The 13552-nt window shown below is 61.2% G+C and carries 12 protein-coding genes; 5 read left to right on the forward strand and 7 right to left on the reverse strand.

Annotated elements, in window-relative coordinates:
- Positions 1–39 precede the first annotated feature (39 nt).
- Both ACM6JQ_RS20425 and ACM6JQ_RS20430 read left to right on the forward strand, forming a co-directional pair.
- Complete coding sequence (locus tag ACM6JQ_RS20425; protein ID WP_414894581.1) at positions 40–1938, forward strand: FTR1 family protein; 1899 nt, start codon at positions 40–42, stop codon at positions 1936–1938.
- Positions 1939–2072: 134 nt separating this feature from the next.
- Positions 2073–2528: a YaiI/YqxD family protein gene (locus tag ACM6JQ_RS20430; RefSeq protein ID WP_007911138.1), complete on the forward strand. Its 456-nt coding sequence runs from the start codon at positions 2073–2075 to the stop codon at positions 2526–2528.
- Between the two features lie 153 nt (positions 2529–2681).
- On the opposite strand, the gene elbB is transcribed toward ACM6JQ_RS20430, so the two are convergent.
- Positions 2682–3350: an isoprenoid biosynthesis glyoxalase ElbB gene (gene elbB / locus ACM6JQ_RS20435; RefSeq protein ID WP_007911139.1), complete on the reverse strand. Its 669-nt coding sequence runs from the start codon at positions 3348–3350 to the stop codon at positions 2682–2684.
- 280 nt (positions 3351–3630) lie between these two features.
- Positions 3631–4281, reverse strand: a complete 651-nt coding sequence (locus ACM6JQ_RS20440) for a DedA family protein (RefSeq protein WP_095112847.1) — start codon at positions 4279–4281, stop codon at positions 3631–3633.
- A 207-nt stretch (positions 4282–4488) separates the two neighbouring features.
- Here ACM6JQ_RS20440 and hemB point away from each other — a divergent pair, with 207 nt between their 5' ends.
- The gene (gene hemB, locus ACM6JQ_RS20445) at positions 4489–5502 is read left to right on the forward strand and encodes a porphobilinogen synthase (protein ID WP_007950076.1); all 1014 of its coding nucleotides are present in this window, start codon (positions 4489–4491) and stop codon (positions 5500–5502) included.
- 18 nt (positions 5503–5520) lie between these two features.
- Positions 5521–7746 carry a polyphosphate kinase 1 gene (gene ppk1 / locus ACM6JQ_RS20450; RefSeq protein WP_034152005.1) on the forward strand — a complete coding sequence of 742 codons (2226 nt, stop codon included), beginning with the start codon at positions 5521–5523 and terminating at the stop codon, positions 7744–7746.
- Between the two features lie 254 nt (positions 7747–8000).
- Here ppk1 and ppx read toward each other — a convergent pair whose 3' ends face one another.
- From ppx to ACM6JQ_RS20475, 5 genes are all read right to left on the reverse strand, one after another.
- A complete protein-coding gene (ppx, locus tag ACM6JQ_RS20455; protein WP_007911145.1) occupies positions 8001–9503 on the reverse strand; it encodes an exopolyphosphatase in 1503 nt (500 codons plus the stop codon).
- 220 nt (positions 9504–9723) lie between these two features.
- Positions 9724–10461: an amino acid ABC transporter ATP-binding protein gene (locus tag ACM6JQ_RS20460; protein ID WP_007911148.1), complete on the reverse strand. Its 738-nt coding sequence runs from the start codon at positions 10459–10461 to the stop codon at positions 9724–9726.
- Positions 10448–11098 (reverse strand): amino acid ABC transporter permease, encoded by a 651-nt coding sequence (locus ACM6JQ_RS20465; RefSeq protein WP_007911158.1) that lies wholly within the window; start codon positions 11096–11098, stop codon positions 10448–10450. Before ACM6JQ_RS20465 ends, ACM6JQ_RS20460 begins: the two co-directional genes overlap by 14 nt.
- The gene (locus ACM6JQ_RS20470) at positions 11095–11763 is read right to left on the reverse strand and encodes an amino acid ABC transporter permease (RefSeq protein WP_007911165.1); all 669 of its coding nucleotides are present in this window, start codon (positions 11761–11763) and stop codon (positions 11095–11097) included. Before ACM6JQ_RS20470 ends, ACM6JQ_RS20465 begins: the two co-directional genes overlap by 4 nt.
- A 21-nt stretch (positions 11764–11784) precedes the next feature.
- On the reverse strand, positions 11785–12570 hold the full coding sequence (locus tag ACM6JQ_RS20475; protein ID WP_007911166.1) for a transporter substrate-binding domain-containing protein: 786 nt from the start codon (positions 12568–12570) through the stop codon (positions 11785–11787).
- Between the two features lie 256 nt (positions 12571–12826).
- Here ACM6JQ_RS20475 and ACM6JQ_RS20480 point away from each other — a divergent pair, with 256 nt between their 5' ends.
- Positions 12827–13534 (forward strand): FadR/GntR family transcriptional regulator, encoded by a 708-nt coding sequence (locus ACM6JQ_RS20480; protein WP_007911167.1) that lies wholly within the window; start codon positions 12827–12829, stop codon positions 13532–13534.
- Positions 13535–13552: the final 18 nt, after the last annotated feature.

The following is a 13552-nucleotide window of genomic DNA, read 5'->3' on the forward strand; positions in this document are numbered from 1 at the left end:
AACAATATGTAACTTCGCATTTCCATTTGAGAATTCTTCATGACTGCCGCGTCCCGTTTCCTGGCCTGGCTGGTGTTCCCGTTGTTTGCCCTGAGCAGCTTCAATCTGCTGGCTGATACCGTGGAAGGCGCACCGCAAGCGCTGCATTTGCTCGATTACATCAGCGCCGACTACCCGCCGACGGTAGCGGCGGGCAAGGTTGTCGATGATTCCGAATACCGCGAGCAACTGGAGTTCACGCGGGCGCTGCAAGGCTTGATCGCCGGCATGCCGGCCAAGCCTGAAAAGGCTGCGCTGGAGCAGGGCGTTGAAGCCTTGCACGCGGCGATCACCGCGAAACAGGACGGCGCCGAAGTGGCCCGACAGGCGCGGCAACTGGGCGCGCAACTGGCGGTGGCGTATGAAGTCAGCCAAGCACCGATCATCACCCCCGATCCCACCCGTGGTGCGCCGCTCTATGCGCAGAATTGCTCGGTGTGCCACGGCGACAGTGGCGCCGGTGACGGCCCGGCGGGGCTCGGCATGACCCCGGCACCGGCCAATCTGCGTGATGCGGCGCGGTTGGATCACCTGAGCTTGTACGCGATCTACAACACCCTTGGCCAAGGCGTCGAAGGCACCGACATGCCGGCGTTTGCCGATCAGCTTGATGATCGCCAGCGTTGGGATCTGGCGACTTACATCGCCGGCTTCAGCGCCGATCCGGCGGCGGCCAAAGCCGAGAAGACTTACAACATCGCCGATCTGGCGCGCCAGACCCCGGCTGAGGTACAGGCCGCCGACGGCGCGCAAGCCGCAGCGACGTTCCGTGCACAACGTGCGCAGCCGCCGCAGGTCAAGCGCGGCCCGGCGCAGTTGCTCGACTACACCGCCGCAACGCTGGACAAGAGCCTTGCCGCGTATCGCGCCGGCGAACACGATCAGGCATACGACCTGTCGGTCGCGGCCTATCTGGAAGGCTTCGAACTGGTCGAGAGCTCGCTGGATAACGTCGACGCCAATGTGCGCAAGGACACAGAAAAATCGCTGATGGCTTACCGGCAATCGTTGCAGGACGGTTTGCCGGTCGAGCAGGCCGAGCAGCGTCTGGAGGCCGCAAAGGCCAAGCTCAAGGAATCCGCCGGGTTGCTCGGCAGCGACGGCCTGAGCTGGTCGCTGAGCTACATTTCCGGCCTGCTGATTCTGCTGCGCGAAGGTCTGGAAGCGATTCTGGTGCTGGCGGCGATTCTTGCGTTCCTGCGCAACACCGGCCAGCAGTCAGCGGTGCGCAGTGTCAACGTCGGTTGGGGCCTGGCGCTGCTGGCCGGCCTCGGCACCTGGGCGTTGGCGGCGTATGTGATCGACGTCAGCGGCTCGCAGCGTGAACTGCTCGAAGGCGCCACGGCGCTGTTTGCCAGTGTCATGGTCTTGTGGCTCGGTGTGTGGATGCATGACCGCCGGCATGCAGCGGCCTGGCAGGATTACATCAAGAGCAGTCTGGTCGGTGGTGGCGGGCGTTTCGGCTTCGCGATTCTGGCGTTCTTCTCGGTGTATCGCGAGCTGTTCGAAGTGATCCTGTTCTACGAAACCCTGTGGCTGCAGGCCGGCCCGGCCGGGCATGACGCGGTCCTCGCCGGTGGCGCGACGGCATTGGTGCTGCTGGTGGGGCTGGCGTGGGTAATCCTGCGCGGTTCGGCGAAACTGCCGTTGACGCTGTTCTTCAGCATCAACGCCGCGTTGCTCTGCGCGTTGTCGGTGGTGTTTGCCGGGCATGGCGTGAAGGCGTTGCAGGAAGCCGGAATCTTTGGCACGCGGCCGGTGGCGTTCTTTGAATTCGACTGGCTGGGGATTCATGCCGATGCCTATTCGCTGACGGCGCAAGCGGTGGCGATTCTGGCGATTGTGGTGTTGTATGGGCGTAGTTGGGTGGCGGAGAAGCGGCGGGTTTCGGCTGCTTGATTGAGTGCTCCCTTAAAAGATCGCAGCCTTCGGCAGCTCCTACATGGGCGTAGCATGTCGCAATATTGCGGCGCGACGCGCACTCTGTAGGAGTTGCCGAAGGCTGCGATCTTTTGCTTTTAGAGGTAAAGAAAATGCGTGTATGGATCGATGCCGACGCCTGCCCACGGGCGGCGAAGGATCTGGTGGTGAAGTTCGCCCTCAAGCGCCAGTTCGAAGTGGTGCTGGTGGCCGGGCAGCCGCAGATCAAGCCGGGGCTGGCCATCGTCAAACTGATCGTGGTGCCGAGCGGCCCGGATGCGGCAGACGATTATCTGGTCGAGCACGCGGTACCGGGGGAGCTGGTGATTTGCAGCGATATTCCATTGGCCGATCGTTTGGTGAAGAAGGGCGTCGCGGCGCTGGATCCACGCGGCAAGGAGTTCGATGCGCAGAACATGGGCGAGCGCTTGGCCGTGCGCAATCTGTTCACTGATCTGCGCGAACAAGGCCAGATGAGCGGCGGACCGGCGCCGTTTGGCGATCGCGAGAAACAGGCGTTTGCCAATGCGCTGGACCGGATCCTGACCCGACTGACGCGCAAACCCTGAGCCTTATGACGATCATTCCCACGCTCCGCGTGGGAATGCATCTTGGGACGCTCTGCGTTCCGGTCTTACCGCAAATGTAACGCCAAAGTGAGCAGGCGCGGAGCGCCAATGGCGGCATTCCCACGCAGAGCGTGGGAACGATCATACGGGGAATCAGGCGTCGTTTTCGTGGGTCAGTTCGAGGACGCGATCCACGAGCTTGTTGATCCCCGAAGCCGCCTCACTGATGTTCTGCGCCAGCATGTAAGCCGGGGTCGTCACCAGTTTGCGCGCCTTGTCTTCGATGATTTCCGTCACCGCGCAGTCTTCATGAGTGGCACCCATCTTGTTCATCGCCGTGGCGGTGTCGGCGTCGTTGCCGATGGTGCAGGTCACGCCCGGGCCATAGATCTTCGCCGCCAATGCCGGGGAAATGCACATCAGGCCCACCGGTTTGCCTGCTTCGGCGAATGCTTCGGCCAAGGCCAGCACTTGCGGCTGCACGGTGCAGCCCGCGCCTTCAACGGCAAAGTTCGAAAGGTTCTTCGCCGCACCAAACCCTCCCGGCACGATCAGCGCATCGAAGTCGTCGACATCGGCGTCGCGGATGTCCTTGATGTTGCCGCGGGCAATGCGCGCCGATTCCACCAGGACGTTGCGCGACTCGGGCATTTCTTCGCCGGTCAGGTGATTTATCACATGCAATTGCGCGATGTTCGGGGCGAAGCACTGTACCTGCGCGCCACGTTGGTCGAGGCGCAGCAGGGTGATGACGCTTTCATGGATTTCGGCGCCGTCGTACACGCCACTGCCGGACAGGATCACTGCAACTTTTTTGCTCATGGGTTTCTCTCCAGATTCATGGCGCTAAATGTCCACTAAATTGTCGCGCGTTGCCATAGGCTCAAGAGCTGGCGGCACCTGCATGGAGCGCTTTCTACATGGATCGCAACAACGGCGGGGTGTTCATTATTTGCGGTTGCCTGCTGCGAAAACGAGCGGGAGATTTTTCGCGTGAGAACGCCGCTGGCGAACGGCAGTCCGCTAGCGCAGAGGGGGCAAATGATTGAAAGAGGCGGCCAGCCCGCGCTGTGCGCAGGGCTGTACGCCAGTCGCCAGCGAGTTACTCGGCTGGCGTCTTCGGTTCGGCAGGTTTGGCCACTTCGGCTTGACTCAGCAGTGCCGCTTTCGCGGCTTGCTCGTCGGCGTAGATCTGTTTGGCCAGCCGCGCATTCTTGAAGCGGCGGCGCAGCCACAGACCGACACCCAGCACCAGCAACGCACCCAGCACCCACAGCTCGTACTTCTTGATGCTGCCGAGCATGCCTTCCAGCACTGCACCGAAGTGGTAAGCGGCGGCGGCCAGCGCGGTCGCCCAGATCGCCGCACCGATGCCGTTGAGCAGCAGATAACGTCCCGGCGGATAACCCGACAGGCCGATCGCCACCGGCATCACCGTGCGCAGACCGTAAACGAAACGGAAGCTCAACACCCAAATGTCAGGATGCTTGCGAATGTGCTCCAGCGCGCGGTCGCCCATCAGCTGCCAGCGCGGTTTGCGCGCGAGCAATTTGCGCCCGTGTTTGCGGCCGAGGAAGTACCACAGCTGATCGCCGGCATAGCTGCCGCAGAACGCCACGACCACCACCAGGTTGATGTCCATGTATCCACGGAACGCGAGGAAGCCCGCGAGCACCAGGATGGTTTCGCCTTCGAAGAACGTGCCGAGGAACAAGGCAAAATAGCCAAAGTCATGCAGAAATTGTTGGAGCATTGTCTGGGTGCTGGCGAAATGAACGCGCAGCCTAACCCTTCGGACACATTCATGAAAGTGTCCAAATGTGTCTCGACGTGAACAATTCCTACACTGAGAATGGAATGCGGCTACACGTCACAGGTCTCACACAACTGTCATCTGTTCGTCATAATGGCCGTCTATAACTGTCACGCTCGCCCGTTTGCGCGGGCTCAGGAGTCTGCCGTGAGCTTTACCCCCGCCAATCGTCTGTTCCCTGCCACTCGCCTGCGTCGCAACCGTCGTGATGATTTTTCGCGTCGGCTGGTGCGGGAAAATGTGCTGACGGTCGATGACCTGATCCTGCCGGTGTTCGTGCTCGACGGTGAAAACCGCCGCGAAGCCGTGGCTTCGATGCCTGGGGTAGAGCGGTTGACTATCGATCTGCTGCTCGAAGAAGCGGCGAAGTGGGTCGAGCTGGGGATTCCGGCGCTGGCGCTGTTTCCGGTCACCCCACCTGAATTGAAGTCCCTCGACGCTGCTGAAGCCTGGAACCCCGAAGGCATCGCCCAGCGCGCCACCCGCGCGCTGCGTGAGCGTTTCCCGGAACTGGGGGTGATCACCGACGTTGCGCTTGATCCGTTCACCACCCACGGTCAGGACGGCATTCTCGACGAAGAAGGCTACGTACAGAACGACATCACCGTCGACGCACTGGTCCGCCAGGCCTTGTCCCATGCCGAAGCCGGCGCTCAGGTGGTCGCGCCGTCGGACATGATGGACGGTCGCATTCAGGCGATCCGCGAAGCGCTGGAAATCGCCGGCCACGTCAATGTGCGGATCATGGCTTATTCGGCCAAGTACGCCAGCGCCTATTACGGCCCGTTCCGCGATGCCGTGGGTTCAGCCTCGAACCTCGGCAAGGCGAACAAAGCCTCTTATCAGATGGACCCGGCCAACAGCGACGAAGCGCTGCACGAAGTCGGAGCGGACTTGTCTGAAGGCGCGGACATGGTCATGGTCAAACCGGGCATGCCCTACCTGGACATTCTTTTCCGGGTAAAAGATGCCTTCAAAGTGCCGACCTTCGTCTACCAGGTTAGCGGCGAATACGCCATGCACATGGCGGCAATCCAGAATGGCTGGTTGAGCGAGGCGGTGATTGTCGAATCACTGACCGCCTTTAAACGTGCCGGCGCTGATGGCATCCTGACTTACTTTGCTGTCCGCGCCGCTCAATTGTTACGAGAGCAGAAATAGCCCTCCCAGGAACATTCAATGAATACCGAAGGACTCACGGAAGTTGCAGTAAAAGAAGCTCAACCGGTGGTCGAGCAAATCACCGAAACCCCGCCGGAGCTGGAGCCTGCGCCACCCGCGCCAGTCACCGAACCTGTTGCGGCGGCGCCAGTGATTGCCATACCGGGCCTGGATGACAGCAGCCTGTACATCCACCGTGAGCTTTCGCAACTGCAATTCAATATCCGCGTGCTGGAACAGGCGCTGGACGAGTCCTATCCGTTGCTGGAACGCTTGAAGTTCCTGCTGATCTTCTCCAGCAACCTCGATGAATTCTTTGAAATCCGCGTCGCCGGTCTGAAGAAGCAGATCACCTTCGCCCGTGAGCAGGCCGGGGCTGATGGCTTGCAACCGCATCAGGCGCTGGCGCGGATCAGCGAGCTGGTCCATGGTCACGTTGACCGTCAGTACGCGATCCTCAACGACATTCTGTTGCCGGAGCTGGAAAAGCATCAGGTGCGCTTCATCCGTCGCCGCCACTGGACGGTCAAGATCAAAACCTGGGTGCGCCGCTATTTCCGCGACGAGATCGCACCGATCATCACCCCGATCGGCCTCGACCCGACGCACCCGTTCCCGTTGCTGGTGAACAAGAGCCTGAACTTCATCGTCGAGCTGGAAGGCATCGACGCCTTCGGTCGCGACTCCGGTCTGGCAATCATCCCGGCACCGCGCTTGCTGCCACGGATCATCAAGGTGCCGGAAGAAGTCGGCGGCCCCGGCGACAACTATGTGTTCCTGTCGTCGATGATCCACGCTCACGCCGATGACCTGTTCCAAGGCATGAAGGTAAAAGGCTGCTACCAGTTCCGTCTGACCCGAAACGCCGACCTGGCGCTCGACTCCGAAGATGTCGAAGACCTGGCCCGCGCCCTGCGTGGCGAGCTGTTCTCGCGTCGCTACGGCGATGCGGTACGTCTGGAAGTCGCTGACACTTGCCCGAAACACCTTTCGGACTATCTGCTCAAGCAGTTCAACCTGAGCGAGAGCGAGCTGTATCAGGTCAACGGCCCGGTCAACCTGACGCGGCTGTTCAGCATCACCGGGCTCGACAGCCATCCGGAGCTGCAATACACGCCGTTCACCCCGCAGATCCCGAAACTGCTGCAGAACAGCGAAAACATCTTCAGCGTGGTCAGCAAGCAGGACATCCTGCTGCTGCACCCGTTCGAGTCGTTCACCCCGGTGGTCGACCTGCTGCGTCAGGCGGCGAAAGACCCGCACGTTCTGGCTGTGCGCCAGACCCTGTACCGTTCCGGCGCCAACTCCGAAATCGTCGATGCGCTGGTGGATGCCGCGCGTAACGGCAAGGAAGTGACGGCGGTCATCGAGCTGCGTGCGCGGTTCGACGAAGAGTCCAACCTGCAACTGGCCAGCCGTCTGCAAGCGGCCGGTGCGGTGGTGATCTACGGCGTGGTCGGCTTCAAGACCCACGCCAAGATGATGCTGATCCTGCGTCGCGAAGCCGGCGAAATCGTCCGCTACGCGCACCTCGGCACCGGTAACTACCACGCCGGCAACGCCAAGCTGTACACCGACTACAGCCTGCTGACCTCCGACGATGCCTTGTGCGAAGACGTTGGCAAACTGTTCAGCCAGTTGATCGGCATGGGTAAAACCCTGCGCATGAAGAAGCTGCTGCATGCGCCGTTCACCCTGAAGAAGGGCATGCTCGACATGATCACCCGCGAGACGCAATTTGCGCTCGACGGCAAACCGGCGCACATCATCGCCAAGTTCAACTCGCTGACCGATCCGAAGATCATTCGCGCGCTGTACAAGGCCAGCCAGTCCGGTGTGCGTATCGATCTGGTGGTGCGCGGCATGTGCTGTCTGCGTCCGGGGATTGCCGGGGTTTCGCACAACATTCATGTGCGCTCGATCATCGGCCGCTTCCTTGAGCACACCCGAGTGTTCTACTTCCTCAATGGCGGCGACGAGCAGATGTTCCTCTCCAGTGCCGACTGGATGGAGCGCAACCTCGACAAACGCGTCGAGACTTGCTTCCCGGTCGAAGGCAAAAAGCTGCTGACCCGGGTGAAGAAAGAGCTGGAGCTGTACCTGACTGATAACACTCATAGCTGGAGCTTGCAGTCGGATGGCCGTTACATCCGCAACACGCCGACCGGCAACCAGAACCCGAGGAGTGCGCAGGCGACGTTGCTGGAACGGTTGGGTAGCCCGATATTGCCGGTGAGCAGCTAAAGCCAAGAGCAAGAGCCCCTCACCCTAGCCCTCTCCCGAAGGGAGAGGGGACTGATCGAGGTGTCTCACGCTATACGCCGACCTGAGAAATCGAGTCGAACTCGGGTTTTGAAAAGTCCACAAATCGGCTCCCTCTCCCTCGGGAGAGGGCTGGGGTGAGGGGCATCGATCTCACGCACACCACTAAATCCCAGCCGAACACCCAATAAAAAAGGCGATCCAGAAGGATCGCCTTTTTTATGCCCAATCGAGGCTCAGTGGACCGTGAGCACAATCCCCACCCGCGTCAGCCAATCCGCCTCAAGCCCGAAATCCGCCTGAGTCAGCTGATTCTCATCCAGCCAGTTTTCAGGGAATTCCACATCCAGGGTGTTGCCCTTGGCGTGCAATACCACCTGCGGCATGGTCTGGGTGCCACGAATGTGGTGGAACAGGATCGCAAAGCGCAGCAGCACGCACAGACGGATCAGCTTGTCGCCGTCGTCGCCGAAGTCAGCAAACTTGTCCTTCGGAATATTGCGGCGATGGCCGCGCACCAATAGCGCGAGCATCTGTTGGTCTTCGCGGGAGAACCCGGCGAGGTCCGAGTGCTCGATCAGGTAGGCGCCGTGCTTGTGGTAGTGATAGTGCGCGATGTCGAGGCCGACTTCGTGCACTTTCGCCGCCCAGCCAAGGAGTTCGCGCCAGATGCCGTCATCCAGCTCCCAGTCCGCCGCCACCTGATCAAACGCGTGCAAGGCTTTGCGTTCAACTCGTGCGGCCTGTTCCAGATCGACGTGATAGCGCTCCATCAGCGAGGTCAGGGTGCGTTCGCGCACGTCTTCGTGATGATGGCGACCGAGCAGGTCATAGAGCACGCCTTCACGCAGGGCGCCGTCGCAGTGATCCATGCGTTGCAGTTCGAGGGCGTCGAAAATCGCTTCGAGAATCGCCAGACCCGCCGGGAAAATGGTCCGGCGATCCGGCTTGATGCCTTCAAAATCGATCTTGTCGACGTCACCGAGCTTGAACAGACGACGCTTGAGCCAGGCCAAGCCTTCGGCGTTCACTTCGCCGGTGCCGTGACCGCCGGCCTTCAGGGCCAGACCGATGGCGCGGATGGTGCCCGAGGAACCGATGGCTTCATCCCAGGTCAGGCGATGCAGGGCATGTTCGATGCTCATGATCTCCAGCCGCGCCGCCGTGTATGCCTGGGCGTAGCGGGCCGGGGTGATCTTGCCGTCCTTGAAGTAGCGCTGAGTGAAGCTGACGCAGCCCATTTGCAGGCTTTCGCGCAGCAGCGGTTCGAAGCGCTGGCCAATGATGAACTCGGTACTGCCGCCGCCGATGTCGGCGACCAGACGTTTGCCCGGGGTGTCAGCGAGGGTGTGCGACACGCCCAGATAAATCAGTCGCGCTTCTTCACGACCGGAAATCACTTCCACCGGGTGACCGAGGATTTCTTCGGCGCGATGAATGAATTCGAGGCGGTTGCGCGCTTCGCGCAGGGCGTTGGTGCCGACGATGCGCACGGCGCCCAGCGGCATACCGTTGATCAGTTGGGCAAAACGCTTGAGGCAATCGAGGCCGCGTTGCATCGATTCTTCGTTGAGTTTGCGCTCATCGTCGATGCCGGCAGCCAGTTGAACCTTCTCGCCGAGGCGCTCGAGAATGCGGATTTCGCCGTTCTGGGCCTTGGCCACGACCATGTGAAAGCTGTTCGAGCCCAGGTCGATTGCGGCGATCAGGGACAGATTCTTGGCTTGGGATTGCGGCATGGTCAGGGGGTCTCGGTCGATAACCCCGACATCGTGCCACGATCAAACGCTGGCGCCAACGCGCACGGTTCAAACCGCCGGAGCGCGCACCCCGAACCTGATCGTTCCCACGCTCTGCGTGGGAATGCCTCACTGGACGCTCTGCGTCCGCTTTTGGGACGCTCTGCGTCCTTGGCTACATTCCCACGCGGAGCGTGGGAACGATCCGGATGAGGCGGATTCAGGCTGTTGCTTCAACTGTGCCAATAAAGTTCGCCAGCTCCGCCGTCTGCGGATTGGCAAACAGCACCTTCGGATCCCCCACCTCATGCACCTTGCCGTGGTGCATGAACACCAGTTTGTCGCCGACCTCGCGGGCAAAGCGCATTTCGTGGGTGACCATGATCAGCGTCATGCCTTCCTTGGCCAACTGGCGCACCACGCTGAGCACTTCATTGACCAGTTCCGGATCGAGCGCCGAGGTGATCTCATCACAGAGCAACACTTTTGGCGACATTGCCAACGCCCGGGCAATCGCCACGCGCTGTTGCTGGCCGCCGGACAAGCGATCCGGGAAGGCATCGAATTTTTCCCCGAGGCCAACCCGTTCGAGCATCTCGCGCGCCAGTTCCGCTGCCTTGGCTTTTGGCACTTTTTGCACCACTTGCGGCGCGAGCATGACGTTTTCGCCCACGGTCAGGTGCGGGAACAAGTTGAACTGCTGAAACACCATGCCGACCTTCTGCCGCAAGCTGCGCAAATCGGCGCGGGCAGCGTCGAGGTATTCGCCGTCGACTTCGATCACGCCGTCGTTGATCGACTCCAGGCCATTGAGGGTGCGCAGCAGGGTGGATTTGCCCGAGCCGCTGCGGCCGATGATCGCCACCACCTGGCCTTCCTCGACGCTGAGGTCGATGCCTTTGAGTACGTGGTGATCGCCGTAGTATTTATGCAGGGCGGAAATTCTAAGCAGAGGCATGCAGTCTCCTTTCCAGGTAGCGCGCACTGAGGGACAAGGGGTAGCAGAGCAGGAAGTAACCGAGGGCGACGAGGCCGTAGACCATGAACGGTTCGAATGTGGCGTTGGCGAGCATGCCGCCGGTCTTGGTCAATTCGGTGAAGCCGATAATCGAGGTCACGGCAGTGCCTTTGACCACTTGCACCGAGAAACCCACGGTCGGCGCCACGGCAATGCGTAGCGCTTGCGGCAGGATCACGTAGCGCAGTTGCTCCAGCGGATTGAGCGCCAGACTCGCCGAGGCTTCCCACTGGCCATTGGAGATCGACTCGACGCAGCCGCGCCAGATCTCTGCCAGATAGGCGCTGGTGAACAAGGTCAGGGCAATCGCCGCGGCCATCCACGGCGAGATTTCGATCCCCGCCAAGGCGACACCGAAGAACACCAGAAACAGCTGCATCAACAGCGGTGTGCCCTGGAACAGCTCGATCCAGGTGCGGGCAATGCTGCTCGACACAGAGTTTTTCGAGATGCGCATGATCAGGATCAGCAACCCGACGATCCCGCCGCCGATGAACGCAACCAGCGACAACGCCAGCGTCCATTGCAGGCCGACGAGCAGGTTGCGCAGGATGTCCCAGAAAGTGAAATCGCTCATGCGCGGCTCCTGCTGATGTAGCGCCGGCCGATCCAGTTCAGCAGTTGGCGAATCAGCAGCGCCATGCACAGGTAGATCAGCGTGGTCAGCGCATAGGTTTCAAAGGCGCGGAAGTTGCGCGACTGAATGAAGTTAGCGGCAAAGCTCAGCTCTTCGGTGGCGATCTGCGAACACACCGCCGAGCCGAGCATGACGATGATGATCTGGCTGCTCAGCGCCGGCCAGACCTTGCCCAGCGCCGGCAGCAGGACCACGTGGCGGAATGCCTCGAAGCGCGTCATCGCCAGCGCCGCAGCGGCTTCCAGTTGCCCGCGCGGAATCGCCTGAATGCCGGCGCGGATAATTTCCGTCGAATAGGCTCCGAGGTTGATCACCATCGCCAGCACCGCCGCTTGCCACTCGGAAATCTGCACGCCCAGCGACGGCAGGCCGAAGAAGATAAAGAACAACTGCACCAGAAACGGCGTGTTGCGGATCAACTCGACGTAGACGCCGAAGATCGCCGAGAACGGGCGTATGTTCCACGCCCGCACCAGCGCCCCGACAATCCCGACGCCGACCCCGAGCAACGCACCGATGGCCGTCAGCTCAAGGGTGAACAGCGCCCCGCGCAGCAACAGGTCGGTGTTTTCCACCACCGGCATGAAATCGAACTGATAAGCCATGAAGGTCTCCCGCGCAGTCGATCAGAGATCGGCCGGCAGCGGCTCTTTCAGCCAGGTCTGCGAGTTCTTTTCCAGGGCGCCGTCAGCCTTGGCGGTGGTCAGGATGTCGTTGACCTTGGCCAGCAGCGCCGCTTCGTTCTTGTTCACGCCGACGTAGACCGGCGAATCCTTGAGCTTCACTTTCAGCGCCGGCACGCGTTTCGGGTTCTTTTCACTGATCGCGACCATCACCACGTTGCCGCTGGCGATCAGGTCGACTTGCCCGGCGAGGTAGGCGGCGATGGTCGAGTTGTTGTCTTCGAAGCGCTTGATGGTCACGCCTTCCGGAGCGACTTTGGTCAACTCGATGTCTTCGATGGCGCCACGGGTAACGCTGATGGTTTTGCCCTTGAGGTCGTCGAGGCTGGCGATCGCCGCGTCTGGCGGGCCGAACACGGCGAGGTAGAAGGGGGCGTAGGCGCGGGAGAAGTCGATGACTTTCTCACGCTCCGGGTTCTTGCCCAGGCTGGAGATCACCAGGTCGACCTTGCCGGTGGTCAGGAACGGGATGCGGTTGGTGCTGTTGACCGGGGTCAGTTCGAGTTTGACCTTGAGCTGGTCGGCCAGCAGTTTTGCGGTGTCGATGTCCAGGCCGCGCGGCTTCATGTCCGGGCCGACCGAGCCGAACGGCGGGAAGTCCTGCGGTACGGCGACTTTCAGCGTACCGCGTTTGACCACGTCGTCGAGACCGTCGGCGTGGGCGGGAGCCTGGCTGAGCAACAGAGAGGAAAACAGGGCGGCGAGGAGGGCGCTGTAACGCTTGGTCATGGACAATCTCCGGATCGGCGAGAAGTGATTTCTGCGTTCGGACAGAGCACGGGCCGTGCCAATACGCGGTTTTCGCCCCGGCAGGCCATGGTTTTAGCGGGTTTGTTCGGTCTTACTGGTCTGAACAGTCAGGTTGTTTTTCGCACTGCCATGGCGCACCGGCGTGGTTCGCCGAACCCCGCTGGGGCACGACTTGCCGGACTCGCCGAATAGCTTTACAACTAGCCGCACATTGGCCTGGCGCGTCCGAAAAACCATGAATTCGATTTCCCGTGCGGTACCCGAAGTGGCGCTGCAAGCGATCCGCAAACTGATCACCGAACAGGGTTTCGGTGCGGGTGATGCTTTGCCTTCGCAGCGGGACCTGGCGCTGCAACTGGGCGTCAGCCGGGCGTCGTTGCGTGAGGCGTTGTCCTCGCTGAGTGCGTTGGGTGTGGTCAGTATTCAGCCGGGCAAAGGCGTGTTCGTGCAGTCGCCAGTGGAATTGTCGCGCGGCGATAGCGCGCCGGGGTGGTCATTTGCGGCGCAAGCGTCGCCGCTGGATATCTTTCAATTGCGCTATGCGCTCGAAGGGTTTGCCGCCGGGCTGGCAGCGGTGACGTTGAGTACTTTCGATCTGGATGCGCTGGAAGACAATGTCGCGGCCATGCGCGAGCAATTGAAGGCTGGCGACTTTGAGGCAGCGGCGAAACTCGACTTCGAATTCCACCGCCGCATCCTGCTGGCCAGCGGCAATCAGGCGATGTTGAGCATCCTCACCGCCAGCGCCGAGATGTTCCTGGAGAGCCAGAAACTACCGTTCATCCGCGCCGAACGTGCGATGGAAACCTGGCAGGAGCACCGCAAGATCCTGCGCGCCCTCGCACGTCGGGCGTCCGGCGCTGCGCAAAAAGCCATGCAGGAACATGTGCGCAACGCGGCCCTGCGCACCGGAATTTCCTTCATTGCCCCCGCCACGGCGTGACTTGAGCTATACCCAAAC

Origin of the sequence: Pseudomonas sp. IT-232MI5 (assembly GCF_949767845.1) — a bacterium.
Taxonomy (GTDB): Bacteria; Pseudomonadota; Gammaproteobacteria; order Pseudomonadales; family Pseudomonadaceae; genus Aquipseudomonas.

What these genes read in the sequence shown, in the direction of transcription:
- ACM6JQ_RS20460 (WP_007911148.1), bottom strand. Translation starts at nt 10,461, where the DNA reads ATGCCTCTGCTTAGAATTTCCGCCCTGCATAAATACTACGGCGATCAC.
- ACM6JQ_RS20425 (WP_414894581.1), top strand. Translation starts at nt 40, where the DNA reads ATGACTGCCGCGTCCCGTTTCCTGGCCTGGCTGGTGTTCCCGTTGTTT.
- ACM6JQ_RS20470 (WP_007911165.1), bottom strand. Translation starts at nt 11,763, where the DNA reads ATGGCTTATCAGTTCGATTTCATGCCGGTGGTGGAAAACACCGACCTG.
- ACM6JQ_RS20475 (WP_007911166.1), bottom strand. Translation starts at nt 12,570, where the DNA reads ATGACCAAGCGTTACAGCGCCCTCCTCGCCGCCCTGTTTTCCTCTCTG.
- elbB (WP_007911139.1), bottom strand. Translation starts at nt 3,350, where the DNA reads ATGAGCAAAAAAGTTGCAGTGATCCTGTCCGGCAGTGGCGTGTACGAC.
- ppk1 (WP_034152005.1), top strand. Translation starts at nt 5,521, where the DNA reads ATGAATACCGAAGGACTCACGGAAGTTGCAGTAAAAGAAGCTCAACCG.
- ACM6JQ_RS20430 (WP_007911138.1), top strand. Translation starts at nt 2,073, where the DNA reads ATGCGTGTATGGATCGATGCCGACGCCTGCCCACGGGCGGCGAAGGAT.
- ACM6JQ_RS20440 (WP_095112847.1), bottom strand. Translation starts at nt 4,281, where the DNA reads ATGCTCCAACAATTTCTGCATGACTTTGGCTATTTTGCCTTGTTCCTC.
- ppx (WP_007911145.1), bottom strand. Translation starts at nt 9,503, where the DNA reads ATGCCGCAATCCCAAGCCAAGAATCTGTCCCTGATCGCCGCAATCGAC.
- ACM6JQ_RS20480 (WP_007911167.1), top strand. Translation starts at nt 12,827, where the DNA reads ATGAATTCGATTTCCCGTGCGGTACCCGAAGTGGCGCTGCAAGCGATC.
- ACM6JQ_RS20465 (WP_007911158.1), bottom strand. Translation starts at nt 11,098, where the DNA reads ATGAGCGATTTCACTTTCTGGGACATCCTGCGCAACCTGCTCGTCGGC.